Below are 18,456 nucleotides of genomic sequence, written 5' to 3' on the forward strand. Positions count from 1 at the left end.
CCGGAGTGACGAGGGCGGCCCTGTGATTCAGCCGATCCGGGTACGACGTCAGTCGTTGCCGTTGCCCGGAGCCGGCGTCGTCTTCTGGATCTGGAGCAGGAACTCCGCGTTGGACTGGGTCTTCTTCATCCGGTCCAGGAGGAGCTCGATCGCCTGCTGCTGGTCGAGCGCGTGCAGCACCCGGCGCAGCTTCCAGACAATGGCCAACTCGTCACTGCCGAGCAGGATTTCTTCCTTACGGGTGCTGGACGCGTCGACGTCCACCGCCGGGAAGATCCGCTTGTCCGAGAGCTTCCGGTCGAGCTTGAGCTCCATGTTGCCGGTGCCCTTGAACTCCTCGAAGATCACCTCGTCCATGCGCGAGCCGGTCTCGACGAGCGCGGTGGCCAGGATGGTCAGCGAACCGCCGTCCTCGATGTTGCGCGCGGCACCGAAGAAGCGCTTCGGCGGGTACAGCGCGGTCGAGTCGACACCACCGGACAGGATGCGGCCGGAGGCGGGGGCCGCGAGGTTGTACGCACGGCCGAGGCGGGTGATGGAGTCCAGCAGGACGACCACGTCGTGACCCAGCTCGACAAGACGCTTGGCACGCTCGATGGCCAGCTCGGCGACGGTGGTGTGGTCCTCGGCGGGACGGTCGAAGGTCGAGGAGATGACCTCGCCCTTCACCGACCGCTGCATGTCGGTGACCTCTTCCGGACGCTCGTCGACGAGGACGACCATCAGGTGGCACTCGGGGCTGTTGACCGTGATCGCGTTGGCGATCGCCTGCAGGATCATGGTCTTGCCGGTCTTCGGCGGGGCCACGATCAGGCCTCGCTGGCCCTTGCCGATCGGTGCGACCAGGTCGATGATCCGCGTCGTCAGGACGTTGGAGTCGGTCTCCAGGCGGAGCCGGTCCTGCGGGTAGAGCGGGGTCAGCTTCTGGAACTCCGGGCGGCCGCGGCCGCTTTCGGGCGCCATTCCGTTGACCGAGTCGAGGCGGACCAGCGCGTTGAACTTCTCGCGACGCTCGCCGTCCTTGGGCTGGCGCACCGCACCGGTGACGTGGTCACCCTTGCGCAGGCCGTTCTTGCGGACCTGGGCGAGCGAGACGTACACGTCGTTCGGGCCCGGCAGGTAGCCGGAGGTCCGGATGAACGCGTAGTTGTCGAGGATGTCCAGGATGCCCGCGACCGGGATCAGGACGTCGTCGTCGGAGACCGGAACCTCGCTGGCGAAGTCCTCGCGGCCACGGCGGCCACGGCGGTCGCGGTAGCGGCCGCGACGACCGCGACGGCCGCCTGCCTCGTCGTCGTAACCGTCGTCCTGCGGGCCACTGCCCTGCTGGCCCTGGCGCTGCTGGCGCTGGCCGCCCTGCTGGCCCTGGCCGCCGCCCTGCTCGTCGCCCTTGCCGCGGCGGTCGCGCTGACGGTCGCGGCGCTCCCCGCGCTCGCCGCGCTCGCCGCGCTCCTGACGGTCGCCGCGCTGGCCGCGCTCCTGGCGGTCGCCCCGGCGGCCCTCGGCCGTGTCGGCGGCGGCTTCGGCCTTGGCGTCGGTGCGGTCGTCGCTCTTCGGCTCGGCCTGCGTCTCCGCCTTGGCCTCGGCGGTCGGCTTGCTCTCCGCCTTGCTCTCCGGGCTGCCCGCCTGAGCGGTCGCACGGCGCCGACGACGCTCGCCGGTGGGCTGGTCGTCGCTGGCCGGCTGGCCGGGGATGTCGATCTGCTGCTGCGCGGCGGCCTTCTCGGCGGGCGCGGCGGCAGCGGACTCGTCCCCGGTGCGCGCCTTGGAGGTGGCGCGGCGCTTCGGCTTGGTCGCGGCATCCGCGGCGGGCGCGGCGGCCTTGGGCGCGGCGGAGCTACCGGCCTGCGCCTCCTTGATGACCTCGATCAGCTGGCCCTTGCGCATCCGCGCAGTGCCCTTGATACCGAGGCCGGACGCGACCTGCTGCAGCTCGGCCAGGACCATGCCGTCAAGGCCGGTGCCGGAGCGGCGGCGCCGTGCGGTGGTGCCAGTGGCAGCACCTTCGGCGGGCGCGACGCTGTCGACGGTCTTGTCGGCAGTCACGCCCATCAGATCGGTGGTGTCGCTCACGAAGGGTCCTTCCCTGGAGCGGACGTCGGCCTTCTGGCTCGGCGACCGGTTGTGCTGTCCGACTTCGGTCTTTTTCTTGCGGACCGTGCCGGGGCGGTGGACCGCCGGGTACGGCGGAGAGATGAAGGTGTGCAAGGTTCCGGCGCGAGCATCCCCCTGCTCGGCCCACTCCTGGACAAGCGAGGGGTGTCGTGCCGGTTCCGGAGCGTGCACGAAACTGCTCAGGCAGGCTGCTCAGGCAGTTGGGGAGGCTCCCGGAAGAATTGGTGGTCCCGGAAAGGGACACGAAGCAACGCGCCACATAGACGTCGGTTGCAGACTTGAGGTTAACACTACCGGCTCCAACAAACATTCCCCCTCTCACTCACCGGCAATCACTTCTCGGCTACGGGGCGAGCGGCAGCACACTCGCACCCGGGGCGTCGAGAGTGAGCCGATTGGCCGCCCATCCCTCGCCCGCCAGCCGTGCGACCTTGTCGGCCGCACCGTCCTCGGCCAATGCGAGCACCGTCGGCCCGGCACCGGAGATGACTGCGGGGACGCCGTCGGCGCGCAGTCGGTTCACGAGTTCCACGCTCTGCGGCATCGCCGGGGCGCGGTACTCCTGGTGCAGCCGGTCCTCGGTGGCGGTGAGCAGCAGCTCGGGGCGCCTGGTCAGGGCCTCGACGAGGAGCGCGGAACGCCCGGCGTTGAAGGCGGCGTCAACATGCGGGACCGTGCGCGGCAGGAGTCCGCGGGCGGTCTCGGTCAGGACCGGCTTGCTGGGGACGAAAACCACCGGAACGATGGAATCTGCGGGATCCATCCTGATCGCGCGGGCCGATCCGCCGTCCATCCAGGCAAGTGTGAAACCGCCGAGCAGGCAGGCCGCGACATTGTCGGGGTGGCCCTCGATCTCGGTGGCGAGTTCCAGCAGCGCGGCGTCGTCGAGCCGGGCGTCACCGCCGGTCGTCACGGCGCGGGCGGCGACGATGCCGGCACAGATGGCGGCGGAGGAGGAGCCGAGGCCGCGCCCGTGCGGGATGCGGTTGGCGCAGACGATCTCCAGGCCGCGGGGCTGTCCGCCGAGCAGGTCGAAGGCCGTGCGCAGGGAGCGTACGAGGAGGTGGCTCTCGTCGCGGGGCAGCGTGTCCGCGCCCTCACCCGCGATGTCGATGTGCAGTCCGGAGTCGGCCACGCGGACGACGACGTCGTCGTACAGCCCCAGCGACAGGCCGAAGGCGTCGAAACCTGGGCCCAGGTTGGCGCTGGTCGCAGGGACGCGCACCCGGACGGCGGCGGCTCGGAAGGCGGGACCGGCCATCGCTTAGACGACTCTCCTTGTGAGACAGCGGGGGTGGTGAAGCGTTTTCTCGATGCTGACGGAAGGCCGTGGCGGCGGGGAGTGGAATTCCGGGGAACCGACGGCCACAACGGCCCATGCACCGCGGCAGATGCGGCGGTGCGGGTTGAGTACAGCTTATCGAAGGAAAGTTCTGTGGCGACATAGGGCGCACAGGAGGCGCACGATGCGTGTCGCCCGCCTCCTATGCGCTCTCCGCCCCGAAAAGGGGCGGTTGAGCTCGGTCGACAGGTGACCGGGTTCCCGCCGGCGGTGCGCCGGGCTCCCGTCGACAGGTGAGCGGGGTTCTCACCCGACGGGCAAGCCCGGTTCCCACGACTGGCAGCGGCGTCGCAGCGCCTGGGGCCTGCGCCCCCGCCGCCAGTCGTGGCCGAGGTCGTTACGCGAGGCCCAGCTTCTCGGCGGCGGTGGCCGCGTCGACCGGGACCGTGACCGGCTGCGGAGCGCCCGCGACGGCCCAGTCGGGGTCCTTGAGCCCGTTGCCGGTGACCGTGCAGACGATCTTCTGACCCGGGTCGACCTTGCCCTCTTCGGCGGCCTTCAGCAGACCGGCGACGGACGCGGCCGACGCGGGCTCGACGAAGACGCCCTCCTGGGAGGCCAACAGCCGGTAGGCGGCGAGAATCTGGCGGTCCGTCACCTCATCGATGAAACCGCCCGATTCGTCCCGGGCGTCCAGCGCGTACTGCCAAGAGGCCGGGTTGCCGATCCGGATCGCGGTGGCGATGGTCGTCGGGTCCTTGACGATCTCACCGCGGACGATGGGCGCGGAGCCGGAGGCCTGGAAGCCCCACATGCGCGGAGTGTGCGTGGACATGCCGTCGCCCGCGTACTCCTTGTACCCCTTCCAGTACGCGGTGATGTTGCCCGCGTTGCCGACCGGGAGGACATGGATGTCCGGGGCGTCGCCGAGCGCGTCGACGATCTCGAACGCGGCGGTCTTCTGGCCCTCGATCCGGGCCGGGTTGACCGAATTGACCAGCGCCACCGGGTAGTTGTCCGAGAGCGAGCGGGCGAGTGTCAGACAGTCGTCGAAATTGCCGTCGACCTGAAGGATCTTGGCGCCGTGCACGAGCGCCTGGCCCATCTTGCCGAGCGCGATCTTGCCCTGCGGTACGAGGACGGCACAGACCATGCCGGCCCGCACCGCGTACGCGGCGGCGGAGGCGGAGGTATTGCCGGTGGAGGCGCAGATGACGGCCCGTGCGCCCTCCTCCTTGGCCCGGGTGATCGCCATCGTCATACCGCGGTCCTTGAAGGACCCGGTGGGGTTGGCGCCCTCGACCTTGAGGTGTACCTCGCACCCCGTGCGCTCGGAGAGGACCTGAGCGGGGACGAGCGGCGTACCGCCCTCACGAAGCGTGACGACCGGTGTCGTGCTCGTGACCGGAAGGCGGTCCCGGTACTCCTCGATGATGCCGCGCCACTGGTGGGTGCCCTTGCTGGTCATGGGTCCTTACTCCCCTTCAACACGCATGATGCTGGCGACACCGCGCACGGTGTCGAGCTTGCGCAGCGCTTCGACGGTCGCCGAGAGGGCGGCGTCGAGCGCGCGGTGGGTGACGACGACGAGGGAGGCCTCGCCGCCTGCGCCCGCCCGTCGCCCGCCGCCACCCTGCTCGATGGCGACTTCGTCGCCGCTGCCTGAATTCCTACCTTGCTGACGGACGGTATCAATCGATACGCCCTGTTCGGCGAAGACCGTTGCCACCTGAGCGAGTACGCCAGGCTTGTCGGCCACATCGAGGCTGATGTGGTACCGCGTGACGACCTCGCCCGTGGGGCTGACCGGCAGGCGCGTGTAGGCGGACTCGCCGGGGCCGGTGGCCTCGTTGAGTTTGTTGCGGCAGACCGCGACGAGGTCGCCGAGGACCGCGGAGGCGGTCGGCGAGCCGCCGGCGCCGGGGCCGTAGAACATGAGCTGTCCGGCCGCCTCGGCCTCGACGAAGACCGCGTTGTACGCCTCGCGGACGGAGGCCAGCGGGTGGCTCAGCGGAATCATCGCGGGGTGCACGCGCGCGGTGACGGACTGCCCGTCGGCGGCGCGCTCACAGATGGCGAGGAGTTTGACGGTGCAGCCCATGCGGCGGGCGGAGGCGATGTCGGCGGCGGTGACCTCGGTGATGCCCTCGCGGTGCACATCGCCGATCCTGACCCGGGTGTGGAAGGCGATACCGGCGAGGATCGCGGCCTTGGCGGCGGCGTCGAAGCCCTCCACGTCGGCGGTCGGGTCGGCCTCGGCGTATCCGAGGGCGGTGGCCTCGTCGAGCGCCTCGGAGTATCCGGCTCCGCTCGTGTCCATCCGGTCGAGGATGAAGTTGGTGGTGCCGTTCACGATGCCGAGGACCCGGTTGACCTTGTCACCGGCGAGGGATTCGCGCAGCGGCCGTACGAGCGGGATGGCGCCGGCCACGGCTGCCTCGTAATAGAGGTCCCGGCCGTACTGCTCGGCGGCGGCATGCAGAGCGGCGCCGTCCTCGGCAAGCAGCGCCTTGTTGGCGGAGACGACGCTCGCGCCGTGCTCGAAGGCAGTGGTGATGAGGGTACGGGCGGGCTCGATGCCGCCGATGACCTCGATGACGACGTCGATGTCGCCCCGTTTGACCAGGGCTGTCGCATCAGTGGTGATCAGTGCGGGGTCGATACCCTCGCGCACCTTGGAGGGCCGGCGCACGGCGACACCGGCGAGCTCGACCGGCGCGCCGATGCGAGCGGCGAGGTCGTCGGCATGCGTCGTCATGATGCGCGCCACCTCTGAGCCGACCACTCCACAGCCCAGCAGCGCCACCTTCAGCGGACGCGTACGCATCATCCGACCTCGTTTCCTTTACATCTGACGTGTGGACCAGTCTCACTCACCGGACGGGAGTTTCTGTCACTCGTCCGGATCCTGAGACATCTATTTCATCAACCGACATCGAGACGCAGGAGATCTTCCTCCGTCTCGCGCCTGACGATCACTCGCGCCTCCCCGTCGCACACAGCGACGACGGGCGGACGCAGGGCATGGTTGTAGTTGCTCGCCATGGAGCGGCAGTACGCGCCGGTGGCGGGCACGGCGATCAGATCGCCGGGCGCCAGGTCGGACGGCAGGAACGCGTCCTTGACCACGATGTCGCCGCTCTCGCAGTGCTTGCCGACGACACGCACGAGCATCGGATCGGCGTCGGAGGTGCGCGAGACGAGCGCGATGCTGTACTCGGCGTCGTACAGCGCGGTGCGGATGTTGTCCGACATGCCGCCGTCGACACTGACGTACGTACGCAGCCCCTCCAAGGGCTTGATGGTGCCGACCTCGTAGAGCGTGAACGCGGTGGGGCCGACGATGGCGCGTCCCGGCTCGACGGAGATCCGCGGGGTGGCGAGCCCGGCCGCCTCGCACTCCCGGGTGACGATGTCGCCGAGCGCCTTGGCGATCTCGTGCGGCTCGCGCGGGTCGTCCTCGGATGTGTAGGCGATGCCCAGCCCGCCGCCCAGGTCGATCTCGGGCAGCTCGATGCCGTGCTCGTCGCGCACCTCGGCGAGCAGCTGCACCACGCGCCGGGCGGAGACCTCGAAGCCGGCCATGTCGAAGATCTGAGAGCCGATGTGCGAGTGGATGCCGATGAGTTCGAGCCCGTCGAGGGCGAGCGCCCGGCGCACCGCCTCTGCGGCCTGTCCCCCGGCCAGCGCGATCCCGAACTTCTGGTCCTCGTGCGCGGTGGCGATGAACTCGTGGGTGTGCGCCTCGACACCGACGGTGACCCGGATCTGTACGCGCTGCCGCTTGCCGAGCCCCTGCGCGATGTGCGCGACCCGGGCGATCTCCTGGAAGGAGTCGAGCACGATCCGCCCGACGCCGACGGTGACCGCCCGCTCGATCTCCGCGACGGTCTTGTTGTTGCCGTGGAAGGCGATGCGCTCGGCGGGCATCCCGGCGTCCAGTGCGCAGGTCAGCTCTCCCCCGGAGCAGACGTCGAGGTTGAGCCCCTCTTCCTTGAGCCAGCGCACGATCGCCCGCGACAGGAACGCCTTCCCGGCGTAGAACACATCGGCGTCCGGCCCGAAGGCGTCGGCCCAGGCCCGGCAGCGGGCCCGGAAGTCGCTCTCGTCGAGGAAGTAGGCGGGGGTGCCGAACTCCTCGGCCAGCCGCGTCACTTCGATGCCGCCGACGGTGACCGCACCTGCCTCGTCGCGGGCGACGGTACGGGCCCAGACCTTCTCGTCCAGGACGTTGAGATCGGCGGGCGGGGCCGTGTAGTGCGCCTCCGTCATGACATCGGCGTGGCGGGGCCCGGCGGGGTGTGCGGATCGGCTCATCGTGCTGCTCTGCTCTCTCGGGTCTCTCAGAGGACTTCGGGTGCGCTGATGCCGAGCAGGGACAGGCCGCCCGCCAGCACCGTCCCGGCGGCTTCGGCGAGGGCGAGCCGGGAACGGTGGGCGGCCGAGGGTTTCTCGTCACCGACGGGGAGCGGGGCGGCGCCGTCGTGGAAGTCGAAGAATGCCTGCGCGACCGTTTCCAGCTGCCGGGCGAGCCGGTCGGGCTCACGGTGGCGGGCGGCGGCGGCGAGCACACCGGGATGGTCGGCGAGGAGTGCACCGAGCACGGGAGCGTCCACGCTCTCCTCGTACCCGCTGTAATACCCGAGCTGCTCGGCGTTCCGGCTCAGGGCACGGGTCCGGGCGTACGCGTACCGCACCCGGAACAGCGGATTGCTCTCCCGCTGCACGAGAAGCTCGTCGCTCCCTGTGCACCGGGCCCGGTCGTGCGGGGCGGCCCGCAGCAGTGCCCAGCGTGCGCCGTCGCTCCCGAGCCGCGCGAAGAGATCACGGTCCGCGGCAGGCACGGGCACCACATGCAGCGCCTCTCCGTCGGCCGCCCGTGCCCCGACTTCCGCCCCCTGAGTCCGGAGCAGCCGCTCGACGGTCTCGGTGACGACACGGGCGCGCAGCTCGTCGACGGGGACGAACGAGGCGGATACGCCGACGAGGGCATCCCCGTGCCCGTACTCCGTACCGCGAGCGTCGACGGCCCTGACAAGGGCGGCCAGGCCGTCGTCACCGCCCAGGGTGAAGTTCAAGAAACCGGGCCCGGTGACCTCGACACCACCGATCCCCGGCGCGCCCTGCACCCGCTCCCGAAGAATCTCGGCCACTTCCCTGGCCGGCAGCGCAGCGGGCCGGGCCAGCTGGAGGGCGACGGCGCAGGCGTAGTCACCACGCCCGCCGGGCCGTGTCCGCTCCACCCGCACGCGCGTGGGCACGGGTGCGCGCAAGGCGTCCTCGTCGACCGCGCGGCGCACGGCGTGCAGCACGGTCCTGGAGAGATCGGCGGGGGTCACAGGACAAGCGTATGGGAGGAAGGGGGGCGCCCCGCGACCCGGTTTCGCCATGCGGTCACCCTGCGGCGCTCTCCGCCCTCCCGGCACCATGTCTGCCGTCGAGCGACGGCGGGTCCCCCCTGTCCATCAACTGCCGTACGAGCCGCACCAGCTCGCTCGGCTCGAAGGGCTTCGCCAGGAACGCGTCGACGCCTGCGGCGCCCCCGTTGTCCACCCCGTAAGGCGTGCAGGCACTGATGATCGCCACGGGCAGATGTCTGGTTCGCGGATCGGAGCGCAATCTGGTGGCGGTCTGCAGACCGTCCAGCCGGGGCATGACGACATCGAGCGTGATCACATCGGGGCAGACCCGATGCACCAGATCCAGACACTCGACACCATCGGCCGCGGTCACGACCTCGAAGCCCTCAAGCTCGAGATTGACCCTGATCAACTGCCGGATGACCTCGTTGTCGTCGACAACAAGCACGCGGCCACATGCCCCTGACACACTCCGAGAGTAGGCGGGGCGTAGGGGCTGCGTCCGGGTTTTGCCTATTTCCGCCCCCGGACGAGTGGTCCGCGCGGTGGCCGGATGCGTCCCAACCGCACCACACGCCCCCTCGCCGGGACCCCTGCCGCCACCTCCGACAGCCCGGAAATACCTGTTCACGGACACCCCGCCGAAGCTGGTAGTGTTTCACCCGTCGCCGAGCAACACAGCGATACGCCCTCGTAGCTCAGGGGATAGAGCATCGGCCTCCGGAGCCGTGTGCGCAGGTTCGAATCCTGCCGAGGGCACCCTTTATGAGGTACCTAAAGACCCCGTGATCAGCGGAAACGCTGAATGCGGGGTCTTCGCGTTAGTGCAGGCATGTGCCGCCCGGAGCGGCCGTATGTCGGGGTCTGTGGACGAGGCGTGGACGGGATCTTGGGGCAATGCCGCAGGTGAGCCACGCTCCCCGCGGCTGCCGTCTCTGATGAGACAGCCACCCGACAGGCGGGCCTGACGTGTCAGAGGTGTGCGCTTGGATGAGCGGGTGACCGTTCATGATGTTGCTCGGCAGTTGCCCGAGATAGCCGTCCTCCGTGAGCACTGCCGGTCTCTGGCCATCCTGGAGGCAGTCCTGAGCCCTGAGTGGGCGGACCACTACCACTCCTTCGACGACCACTGGTCCGAGACGGAGTCGATGGCCTCGATGCGGAATGGATCGGGCGACGAGTACTCGATCACTTTCTCCCCCGTCGGCGCCTACGTCCGGGGATTCGATCACGAATCACCCATGAGCCCCTATGCAGGGGACGGACCATGGCCCGGAGTGCTCGATGAGGTTCCTGACGTCTTCCGGCCGTGCGTTGAGGAGCCGACGTTCTCGGACGAGGATGGGATGCCTCTCATCACTGCGTGCATGTGGCGAGAGACGGGCGAAGATGGCTGGAAAGCTGGGACGATCAACTTTCCCGACGAGGCAACGGAGGACCCGGACGGCGCCGGTTACCTCTTCCAACTGTTGGTGGATCGCTCACCGGAAGCGTTTCAGCAGTGGGCCGAGGACTACTACGAGGTCTCAGTCGACCTGGAGGCCGTTCGCCACGTCTTTTCTCGCCGTCCCCTGACCGAAGGAGTGGTCAGCGCACTGAACTCGGAGATCACCCTTGCCGACCTCGCGGAGGACATCGCGGAGATCGGCTGTCCGATGAGCTGAGACATTCAGCAACGACGAGACCCCTGGATGCGGCGTACAGGATGCGGAGCTGCTGGAGGCGTGGGGTGGCGCTTGATCGAGGCCACCCCCGTCGCGCACCTCAGGTGAGCGTGTTCGTGAGGTGCGGGCCGAGGTACCCGATGAAGATTCCGTGGTCGGCACAGCGGTCGTCGTAGTAGTGCAGCCGCGGGGCCACGGTGTTGCCACCTCCGACCCGAACGTGCGCGCCCATGAAGACCTTGCGGGTGGGATCCACGTGGGTCGGCACAGGAAAGGTGCGCTCCTTACGCCAGCCGGCCTTGGTCTTCACGGCCTTCGACTCGTCCCGGACGATCTTCCTGGGTGAGATCGCGTGCAGGCCGTCGGGCACGTCCTCGCACCACTGCTTGAAGTCCCGGGAGGCACCTCCGCCCACGGCGGCACCGGCATAGTCCCGGAGTGCCAGCAGAGCGTCCCAGGCCATGCGGACCCACGAGGATCCGTGCGCCTGGGCGTCCAGCTCCAGGGTGACCTTGCGAGAGCCGGTGAAGTACACGTGGGGCATGCCCTCGATCCGGTCGAGTATCTCCGCGAAGGACGCCGGCTCGGCAAGAACGGTATCGCCGGGCGCATAGGCGGCTTCGCCCGCGCCGAGGGCGAGAAGCCGCTTCTGAACCGCCAGCAGCTGGGCCTTGATCGCGTGGAGCTCCTGGTACTGCTCGTCGTACTCGACGATCAGCATGGTTTCGCTCATACGGCATTCCACTGACAGGCCACGAAAGCGGCCAAATACCACCGTGTGCTCCAGTGCGAACCGACACCAACGGCGCCCGGCACCGGGGGCAACGATGCGTGATACACATTATGTGCATCATGCATGTCAGATGCATGATGCACATGACACATGGTATACCTGCCGTAAGGCGGCTTCGCGGAACGGGAGGCCGCCCGGGAGCCGAAGGAAATCGCATGGACAAGCCCGTTGATCTGATCGAATTCGAGACCATGCTGCTCGGACGGTACATACACCTGCTGACGCCCCGTGCACGAGGGGGCGACGGTCGGCTCGACCGCAGCGCCTATCTCCTGCTGAGCCGCATCCGGACCGAGGGGCCGATGACCATCGGCGAGCTCAGCGCGGCCTTCGGCCTCGACGCCTCGACCCTCAACCGGCAGACGGCCGCCATGCTGCGTGCCGGGGTGGTCGAGCGCGTGCCCGACCCCGAAGGCGGAATCGCGCGCAAGTTCGCCATCACACACGCGGGCGAGCGCCGCCTGGAGGCCGACCGGACCAGGAACGTCGACGGCCTGCGGAAGGTGATGGCCGACTGGACGCCGGAGGAAGTTGCCGATTTCGCCGCCCATCTCAGCCGCTTCAACCGCGATATCGAGAGCGTCGACGGGCGTCAGTGGCCGCGCGGATGACGGCCTGCCGGGTGGATCCCGGCCGGGCCTCGGTGCCGTCTGCGGTGGCGCAGGAACCGCACCGCCGTGTGTCCCACTCCCACCCCGGCCGGCGACGGTTCGTCAGCTCCCCGGAGTGAGACTCTGCCCGCCCGTGCGGCCGGGCAGGCGGGGGCGTCCCGCATCCGGCGGACGGTAGGTGCCTGGGCTCCTCGGGCAGTACGGCGGCGAGTCCCGGACCGCCTCTGCCCGCCCCTTCGGCAATGGGCTGCCCGCACCGGGAGCAGCCTCTTGTCCACGCCTCCGTCGTACGGGCACCGGCGTGCTCCACGCGGTCCGCTGCCGCAGCGCCGGGGAGGAAGAGCCTGCTGCCATGCGCGGCCGTGCGGGGCTTCGGCCACGCGCGTTCGAGGCGGGGGCCCGGGCGGGCAGGCGGACGAGCGACCGCCGGCCCCGGACTGCGGGGTCTACGGGTCCCCGTCCTCCGAGCCGCCCGAGCCGATCTGCTCTGCCCGCAACGCCAGGTCCTGCAGCACGTCGGCGGAGGACACGTCCGTCTGCCCGGAGTCGTGCACCTGGGCCAGCATCGCGAAGGCCAGCGTGAACGCGCCGACCAGCTGCTCCACCGCTCCGCCGACCTCTCGTCCGACGAGGACCGCGACCTCTTCGATCGAGGCGTCCTCGGGAATCGTGATCCGGGGCATCGTCTCATTCAGGAGCGCGGTCACCACGCTCGAATCGGTTTCCACGTTGTCACGGTCGACGTTCTCTTCGAGGAGCCGGCGGATCTCGCCCGCCTCCGTGAGGATTCCCACCACACGCTTCACTACTTCGCTCTGCTCCATCCAGCGAGCATAGGCGCGGAACCGTGTGACCTGTGGTCGGTCGGTCATTCGCGCCTTCGCGCCTCGTCCTTCCCTGGTCCGGGTTCGGACCAGGGAAGGACGAGGGGGCCGAGCCTGTGCCCGCACACGGGACGCGGCTGCGGGGCGCCTCAGCGATATGCGGTTACCGGCCCCGAGTCCTCGAGCAAAGGACCCTCATCGACGCGGTGTTGACCGTGATCGCCGGTGTGATCGGCGCGGCGTCATACCTTCTGCCGTCGCTGATCGCCTTCAACCGGATCAGCAGGGACCGGTGGTTGGTCCTCGTCATCAACGTTGTATTCGGCGCGACTCTTCCGGGCTGGGTTCCGGCCCTCTATCCGGCTCTGCGCAAGCCCAGGGTGTCCGCTGCGGCGTGACGTCCGGGCTCGCGAGCCGGATGGGGCGCCTCGGCGGCTCAGCCGACTGGTGGTGTCAACAACCGTGTCGCTTCGCGCCGACTCCGTGGCGAAAGCAGTCATGCCGGTCCCGCCAACGGCGTCGACGCGGCGGACGGCGTACTGGCGTCGGTACGCAGCCTCGGTGAGGACGCCTCGCTCAAGGCGGTCAAGGGGTACGACGACGTGACGGGTGTCGGGACTCCGGCGGCCGGTTACGCGAACTCGTACCGTTGGCCCTGACGCAGGGGTCGGCACACGCCGACAGTCCGTACACGCCGACAGTCGGTACACGTCGACGGCCGCCCCGGGGCCGACGCTCCGGGGCGGCCGTCCGCCGTGCGTGGGTCGCCCATGCGGGGGCCGTCCGCATCTCGTCGTGCCCGTGCGGCCGGGCTGCGTGCTCTGCGCGGCGTCCAGCCGTGCCTCAGGCCGAGGCGCGCTTGCGAGGAGCGGCCTTCTTCGCCGTCGGCTTCGTGTCCGACTTCGCGGTGGTCTTCTTCGCCGTCGTCTTGGCGGACGACTTCGCCGTCGACCGCGCGGCGGTCTTCTTGGCGGGTGCCCTGCTCGGCGTCGACTTCTTCGCGGCCGTCTTCTTGGTGGACGCCGTGGCCTTCTTCTTCGCCCCGGTTCCGCCCGACTTCTTGCGGCCGGTGAGCGAAGTGACCTTGGCTACGGGGGCGTCTGCCGTTTTCTCCTCGGCCTCCGGCTCCTCACCACGGGCCTCCTTCGCGGCCCGGACGCTGTTCTCCAGCGCTGCGATCAGGTCGATGACCTTGCCGCCGCCCGAGGCGTCCGCGTCCGCCGGCTCCAGGGTCCGGCCCTGTGCCTTCGCCGCGATGAGTTCCTCGACCGCCTCCCGGTAGTCGTCGTGGAGCGAGTCCATGTCGACCTCGCCGAGGGTGGCCATCAGCGCGTCGGCCAGGTCGAGTTCGGCGTCGCGGACCGTGACCTCGGTCTCCGGGGCGACGCCCTCGGGGCTGCGGATCTCGTCCGGCCAGAGCAGACCGTGCATGGCGATCACATCGTCGACCACCCGCAGCATGCCGAGCCGTTCGCGGCCGCGCAGCGCGTATTTCGCCACGGCGACCTTCTGGCTCCGCTTCAGCGCCTCACGCAGCAGGGTGTACGGCTTGGCCGCCGGGACCCCGTTGGCGCAGAGGTAGTACGCCGCGTCCATCTGGAGCGGATCGATCGAGGCGGCCGGCACGAAGGCGACGATCTCGATCGTCTTGGCGGTGGGGAGCGGGAGGGAGCCGAGGTCCTCGTCGGTGATCGGGATCACCGAGCCGTCGGCGTCCTCGTACGCCTTGCCGATGTCGGCGGCGGTGACCTCCTGCTCGTCGATCTCGCAGACCTTCCGGTAGCGGATCCGGCCGCCGTCGGCAAGGTGGATCTGGCGGAAGGAGACCGAATGGTTCTCGGTGGCGTTGACCAGCTTGATCGGGATGCTGACCAGCCCGAAGGAGATGGCGCCGTTCCAAATGGACCGCACTGTTTACCCCTTGTGTCCGTATAGATACCTATTGATCCTGGAAAGGTGTGATTCTTATCGTATGACGCCGATCACAGAGGTGGAGGGGCGGCGGCTGGCGCTCAGCAATCTCGACAAGGTGCTGTATCCGGCCACGGGAACCACCAAGGGCGAGGTGCTCCACTACTACGCGGCCACCGCGGCGGGGGCCCTGCTCGCCCATCTGCACAACCGGCCCGTGTCCTTCCTGCGCTATCCGGACGGGCCGGACGGGCAGCGCTTCTTCACCAAGAATCCGCCGCCGGGTACGCCGTCCTGGGTACGGACCACCGCTGTGCCGCACCATGAGGACAGACAGGCCAGACAGGTGGTCGTACAGGATCTGGCCTCGCTGATGTGGGCGGCCAATCTGGTGGTGGAATTCCACACCCCGCAGTGGCAGGCCGACGCGCCCGGGATCGCCGACCGGATGGTGTTCGACCTGGACCCCGGCGCGCCCGCGACCGTGGTGGAGTGCTGCACGGTGGCGCTCTGGCTGCGCGAGCGGCTGGCGGCGGACGGGTTGCTCGCGTACGGGAAGACCTCGGGGTCGAAGGGGCTGCATCTGCTCGTACCGCTGGAGCCGACCCCCGCCGATCGGGTGTCGGCGTACGCGAAAGGGCTGGCCGTCGAGGCGGAACAGGACCTTCCGGAGCTGGTCGTACACCGGATGACGCGGGCGTTGCGGCCGGGGAAGGTGTTCGTCGACTTCAGCCAGAACGCGGCGGCGAAGACGACCGCCACGCCCTATACGCTGCGCGCCCGGCCCGAACCGACCGTCTCGGCGCCCGTCACCTGGGCGGAGATCGAAGAGTGCCGGGCGCCGGGGAATCTGGTCTTCCTGGCCGGTGACATGGGGGCACGGCTGGAGCGGTACGGAGACCTGCTGGGACCGCTCGTCAATCCGAACCGGGCTCGGCGGTTGCCGACTGCTGCGCAGTAGGGCGGGGGTCCGGGTGGGGGTGACCGCCGTCCTGCCCTCGATCCCCAAACGGGCTGATTGCACCGGTCGATGGACACGTCCGAAATTCGCCCCCGAGCGCATGGCGCATAGCGGACGATCTTGTCATGTCCGTCAGGAAAAGACCGCATGTGGAGGGCGGAGCGTCCAAGCCGTGGTGCACACTCCTCGCAGACACTGCTTCGTGGAATTGTGTGGGGAGGCGATGGCGTGTTCGCAGGGATCGACGAGGTCGACTGGGCCTCGATGGAGCATGCCTACGGGCCTGCCGATGATGTGCCGGCGATACTGCGGGGTCTCGCGTCCGCCGATCCGGCGGAGCGCGAGGCGGCGCTGGACGGCATGTACGGCGCCGTCCACCACCAGGGCGATGTGTACGCCTGCACGCTGGCCTGCATTCCTTTTCTCTTCGAGCTGGTCGTGGATCCGGGGATTCAGGACCGGGGCAGCATCGTCGAGCTGCTCACCAGCATCGGCGGCATCGATCTGGACGGGGACGACGAGGACGAGTTCGACGAGGACGAGATCGAGGGCGCGGCGAACTACGCGATGGCGGCGACCGCCGTCACCGCGGGCGCCGGGGTGTTCTTCGAGCTGATGGCCGACGAGGACCCGGGCGTGCGGCTGGCCGCACCCCTGGCACTCGCCACGCTCCACAGCCACCCCGTGCGGGTTCTCGCGCTGCTGCGGGAGCGGTTGCCGGTGGAGCCGGCCGAGGAGGTACGGCTCGCGCTGGTCGAGGCCGCCGGGCGGGTGGCTCTGCGCCATCGTGAGCTGGCCGGGCAGGCAGCCGACTGGCTGACCCGGCTGGCCGGTGAGGGGTTCTGGCCGGGGCTGCGGCTGGCCGCGCTGGCCCAGCTGGCGCGGTGTGCACCGGATGCGCTGCCGGGTGATGTCGTACGGGTGGTGACGGGGCTGCTGCGGCAGCTGCGCTCGGTGCCCGTGCGTCGGGCCGGGGCGGCTCCCGCGGTCGATGCGCAGGCCGGTCCGGCCGAGGCGGTCGACACGCATTCGGAGGCGGCCCCGGAGCCTTCCGTCGAGGAGCGGGCCGCGCCTGTGACCCTGGTGGGGCAGTTGCGGGCGCTGTCCGACGAGGAGACCCCGGGGCGTTTTGCCCCCTGGACGGCGGACCTGCTGCGGACGCTGCACGTCGGGCTCGACGACCGGGTCGCCGAGCGGACGGCGCTGCTGACGGCTCAGCTGCGCAGCCCCGACCACCAGCAGCGGATCGATGCGCTCCGGATGAGCAGCGGGCTGATCCGGGCCTGGCGCGGCTCGTACGAGGAGCTGGTCCGGCTGGTGGGTGAACAGCTCGCCACCCCTGAGCCACGGCTGGCCGAGGCCGCGGCGCATGTACTGGAGGAGCTCTTCGGGCTCGCCGCGCCCGCCGCCGATGCGCTTGCGGCGCGGGTGGCGGCGGACCCCGGCGCATGGGTTCAGGACTGGCCGAGCGGGCCTCCGGGGCTCGGCAGTGCGGTGAAGGCGCTGGCCAGGCTGGGCGATGCCCGCGCCGTGCCCGCGCTGGCCGCCGCGCTGGAGCGGCCCGAGGTGCCGCACGACGTGGGGTTCGCCATCGGCTGTCTGGGGGCGGCAGCCGCCCCGCTGACCGCTGTGCTGCGCCGCAGGCTCGGCGAGGTCCGTCTCGACGAGGGGGCGTACGACCGGGCGAGTCCGCTGCTCACGGGTCTGACCGCGCTACAGGCACACGAGGCGATGCCGGAGGTGCTGCGGGTGCTGCGCGACGCACCGGAGTACCGGGGCGAGTGGCTGCGTACGGCGGCGCTGCGGGCGCTCGGTTCTTTCGGGCCCGCGGCGCACAGTGCCGTACCGGAGCTGCGTACGCTGCTGCGCCGCCCCGGGAACACCTCGGCGACGGAGGCGGCCCAGGCCCTGTGGGCGATCGACGGGGATGCCGACGCCGTGCTGCCGGTGCTGATCGAGGGCCTGCAGGCGGAGCGGGCCCACGAGCGGCGCTCCGCAGTGAACGCGCTGGGCAGGCTCGGGACGCGGGCGGCGGTGACCGCGCCCCGGCTGCGCGCACTGCTCAGGCACGAGGAGCTGTGGCTGCGGGTGGATGCGGCGATCGCACTGTGGGACGTGTCCGGACGGGCCGAGGAGTCCGTGCCGGTGCTCCTGGCGGCCTGGGAGAAGAACCGTCATGTCCGGGTCCGGGTGGCTGAATGTCTGGCGCGGATGGGTGTCGCTGGTGCAGGGTCGGACGTGGCACATGTGCTGCGCGCCGAGCTCGCCTCCGTACGCCGTCACAACGCGATGGATGGATACGGCAGCCACGACACATACGAGGACGAAAACCTGCTGGCGTTCTGCCGGCAGGCGCTTCTGGGCAATACGGGGAAGGGACCCACAACGTGATCATTTTCGGTACGCGGGGTTATCTGTACCAACTGGCCATCATGACGATGGTCTGCGGCTGGTGCGGCAATCCGGCCGCGCACACGCTGCGCAAGCGGGTCACCAAGTTCACGCTGTTCTTCGTGCCGCTGTTCCCGTTCTCGACAAAGTTCGCGACGCAGTGCACGTTCTGCGGCGGGGAGCAGCAGATCCCGAAGGAGCAGGCCGAACAGCTGCTGGCGCAGCATGCCGCCTCGCAGCAAGGCAATCCGTTCGGGCAGGCGCAGGGACAGGGCCAGGGACAGCCGGGATACGCACCGGGCGGACAGGGCCACAACCCCTCCTAGCGAGTGTGCGTGAGTAGGACCGACGGGCGCATGGGGGTGGGAGAAGCAGCGCAAGCTGCTGACCGAGCAGCGGTTCACCGCCGATGTGGAATCCGGGCCGCAGCACAAGGAATGAGGGGCCGTCAGCGTCACACCGCGCGACGCCGACCGCCGCCGGGCAGGCCCTGATGAACATATCGGCAGACATACCCGCTATGACATAAGGGACATAGACACCA

16 protein-coding genes and 1 tRNA gene are annotated in these 18,456 nt (G+C 69.7%); 7 read left to right on the forward strand and 10 right to left on the reverse strand.

All coding sequences use genetic code 11. From position 1 onward, the window contains the following. Positions 1–48: 48 nt before the first annotated feature. The 7 genes from rho to ABTZ94_RS21580 all read right to left on the reverse strand — a co-directional run bounded on the left by rho (position 49) and on the right by ABTZ94_RS21580 (position 9,226). Positions 49–2,073, reverse strand: coding sequence for a transcription termination factor Rho (rho, locus tag ABTZ94_RS21550; protein ID WP_351202668.1), 2,025 nt, complete (start codon positions 2,071–2,073; stop codon positions 49–51). A 385-nt stretch (positions 2,074–2,458) separates the two neighbouring features. Continuing rightward, positions 2,459–3,376: a homoserine kinase gene (gene thrB, locus ABTZ94_RS21555; protein WP_351202669.1), complete on the reverse strand. Its 918-nt coding sequence runs from the start codon at positions 3,374–3,376 to the stop codon at positions 2,459–2,461. Between the two features lie 418 nt (positions 3,377–3,794). Continuing rightward, positions 3,795–4,865: a threonine synthase gene (gene thrC, locus ABTZ94_RS21560; RefSeq protein ID WP_351202670.1), complete on the reverse strand. Its 1,071-nt coding sequence runs from the start codon at positions 4,863–4,865 to the stop codon at positions 3,795–3,797. 6 nt (positions 4,866–4,871) lie between these two features. Continuing rightward, the gene (locus tag ABTZ94_RS21565) at positions 4,872–6,227 is read right to left on the reverse strand and encodes a homoserine dehydrogenase (RefSeq protein WP_351202671.1); all 1,356 of its coding nucleotides are present in this window, start codon (positions 6,225–6,227) and stop codon (positions 4,872–4,874) included. Between the two features lie 95 nt (positions 6,228–6,322). Then, positions 6,323–7,714 (reverse strand): diaminopimelate decarboxylase, encoded by a 1,392-nt coding sequence (gene lysA / locus ABTZ94_RS21570; protein WP_351202672.1) that lies wholly within the window; start codon positions 7,712–7,714, stop codon positions 6,323–6,325. Between the two features lie 26 nt (positions 7,715–7,740). After that, entirely contained in the window at positions 7,741–8,736 is a 996-nt protein-coding gene (gene nrtL, locus ABTZ94_RS21575) for an ArgS-related anticodon-binding protein NrtL (protein ID WP_351202673.1), read from the reverse strand. A 55-nt stretch (positions 8,737–8,791) separates the two neighbouring features. Further along, complete coding sequence (locus tag ABTZ94_RS21580) at positions 8,792–9,226, reverse strand: response regulator (RefSeq protein ID WP_351202674.1); 435 nt, start codon at positions 9,224–9,226, stop codon at positions 8,792–8,794. 218 nt (positions 9,227–9,444) lie between these two features. On the opposite strand from ABTZ94_RS21580, the gene ABTZ94_RS21585 reads away from it, so the two are divergent. Both ABTZ94_RS21585 and ABTZ94_RS21590 read left to right on the forward strand, forming a co-directional pair. Next, positions 9,445–9,516, forward strand: a tRNA-Arg gene (locus ABTZ94_RS21585). A 221-nt stretch (positions 9,517–9,737) separates the two neighbouring features. Beyond that, complete coding sequence (locus ABTZ94_RS21590) at positions 9,738–10,421, forward strand: hypothetical protein (protein ID WP_351202675.1); 684 nt, start codon at positions 9,738–9,740, stop codon at positions 10,419–10,421. Between the two features lie 100 nt (positions 10,422–10,521). Here the strand turns inward: ABTZ94_RS21590 and ABTZ94_RS21595 are convergent, their stop codons facing one another. Continuing rightward, positions 10,522–11,154, reverse strand: coding sequence for a hypothetical protein (locus ABTZ94_RS21595; protein WP_351202676.1), 633 nt, complete (start codon positions 11,152–11,154; stop codon positions 10,522–10,524). Between the two features lie 215 nt (positions 11,155–11,369). Between ABTZ94_RS21595 and ABTZ94_RS21600 the strand changes: the two genes are divergently transcribed. Next, positions 11,370–11,825 (forward strand): MarR family winged helix-turn-helix transcriptional regulator, encoded by a 456-nt coding sequence (locus ABTZ94_RS21600; RefSeq protein ID WP_351202677.1) that lies wholly within the window; start codon positions 11,370–11,372, stop codon positions 11,823–11,825. Between the two features lie 446 nt (positions 11,826–12,271). Here the strand turns inward: ABTZ94_RS21600 and ABTZ94_RS21605 are convergent, their stop codons facing one another. Continuing rightward, entirely contained in the window at positions 12,272–12,649 is a 378-nt protein-coding gene (locus tag ABTZ94_RS21605) for a hypothetical protein (RefSeq protein ID WP_351202678.1), read from the reverse strand. Between the two features lie 206 nt (positions 12,650–12,855). On the opposite strand from ABTZ94_RS21605, the gene ABTZ94_RS21610 reads away from it, so the two are divergent. Beyond that, positions 12,856–13,047 carry a superinfection immunity protein gene (locus ABTZ94_RS21610; protein ID WP_351202679.1) on the forward strand — a complete coding sequence of 64 codons (192 nt, stop codon included), beginning with the start codon at positions 12,856–12,858 and terminating at the stop codon, positions 13,045–13,047. 445 nt (positions 13,048–13,492) lie between these two features. On the opposite strand, the gene ku is transcribed toward ABTZ94_RS21610, so the two are convergent. Next, the gene (gene ku, locus ABTZ94_RS21615) at positions 13,493–14,560 is read right to left on the reverse strand and encodes a non-homologous end joining protein Ku (RefSeq protein ID WP_351202680.1); all 1,068 of its coding nucleotides are present in this window, start codon (positions 14,558–14,560) and stop codon (positions 13,493–13,495) included. A gap of 61 nt (positions 14,561–14,621) precedes the next feature. Here ku and ligD point away from each other — a divergent pair, with 61 nt between their 5' ends. The 3 genes from ligD (at position 14,622) to ABTZ94_RS21630 (ending at position 18,238) form a co-directional block, all read left to right on the forward strand. Continuing rightward, positions 14,622–15,521, forward strand: a complete 900-nt coding sequence (gene ligD / locus ABTZ94_RS21620; protein WP_351202681.1) for a non-homologous end-joining DNA ligase — start codon at positions 14,622–14,624, stop codon at positions 15,519–15,521. A 228-nt stretch (positions 15,522–15,749) separates the two neighbouring features. Next, on the forward strand, positions 15,750–17,912 hold the full coding sequence (locus tag ABTZ94_RS21625) for a HEAT repeat domain-containing protein (RefSeq protein WP_351202682.1): 2,163 nt from the start codon (positions 15,750–15,752) through the stop codon (positions 17,910–17,912). Next, positions 17,909–18,238 carry a zinc ribbon domain-containing protein gene (locus tag ABTZ94_RS21630; RefSeq protein ID WP_351202683.1) on the forward strand — a complete coding sequence of 110 codons (330 nt, stop codon included), beginning with the start codon at positions 17,909–17,911 and terminating at the stop codon, positions 18,236–18,238. Before ABTZ94_RS21625 ends, ABTZ94_RS21630 begins: the two co-directional genes overlap by 4 nt. The last annotated feature ends 218 nt before the right edge of the window (positions 18,239–18,456 follow it).

It is taken from the genome of Streptomyces sp. NPDC002785 (assembly GCF_040295565.1).
In the GTDB taxonomy this organism is placed as follows: Bacteria; Actinomycetota; Actinomycetes; order Streptomycetales; family Streptomycetaceae; genus Streptomyces.

Bases quoted from the DNA above. Each gene is read 5' to 3' on its own strand.
- lysA (WP_351202672.1), bottom strand. From the start codon at position 7,714: ATGAGCCGATCCGCACACCCCGCCGGGCCCCGCCACGCCGATGTCATG.
- ABTZ94_RS21605 (WP_351202678.1), bottom strand. From the start codon at position 12,649: ATGGAGCAGAGCGAAGTAGTGAAGCGTGTGGTGGGAATCCTCACGGAG.
- ligD (WP_351202681.1), top strand. From the start codon at position 14,622: ATGACGCCGATCACAGAGGTGGAGGGGCGGCGGCTGGCGCTCAGCAAT.
- thrB (WP_351202669.1), bottom strand. From the start codon at position 3,376: ATGGCCGGTCCCGCCTTCCGAGCCGCCGCCGTCCGGGTGCGCGTCCCT.
- ABTZ94_RS21595 (WP_351202676.1), bottom strand. From the start codon at position 11,154: ATGAGCGAAACCATGCTGATCGTCGAGTACGACGAGCAGTACCAGGAG.
- ABTZ94_RS21565 (WP_351202671.1), bottom strand. From the start codon at position 6,227: ATGATGCGTACGCGTCCGCTGAAGGTGGCGCTGCTGGGCTGTGGAGTG.
- thrC (WP_351202670.1), bottom strand. From the start codon at position 4,865: ATGACCAGCAAGGGCACCCACCAGTGGCGCGGCATCATCGAGGAGTAC.
- ABTZ94_RS21600 (WP_351202677.1), top strand. From the start codon at position 11,370: ATGGACAAGCCCGTTGATCTGATCGAATTCGAGACCATGCTGCTCGGA.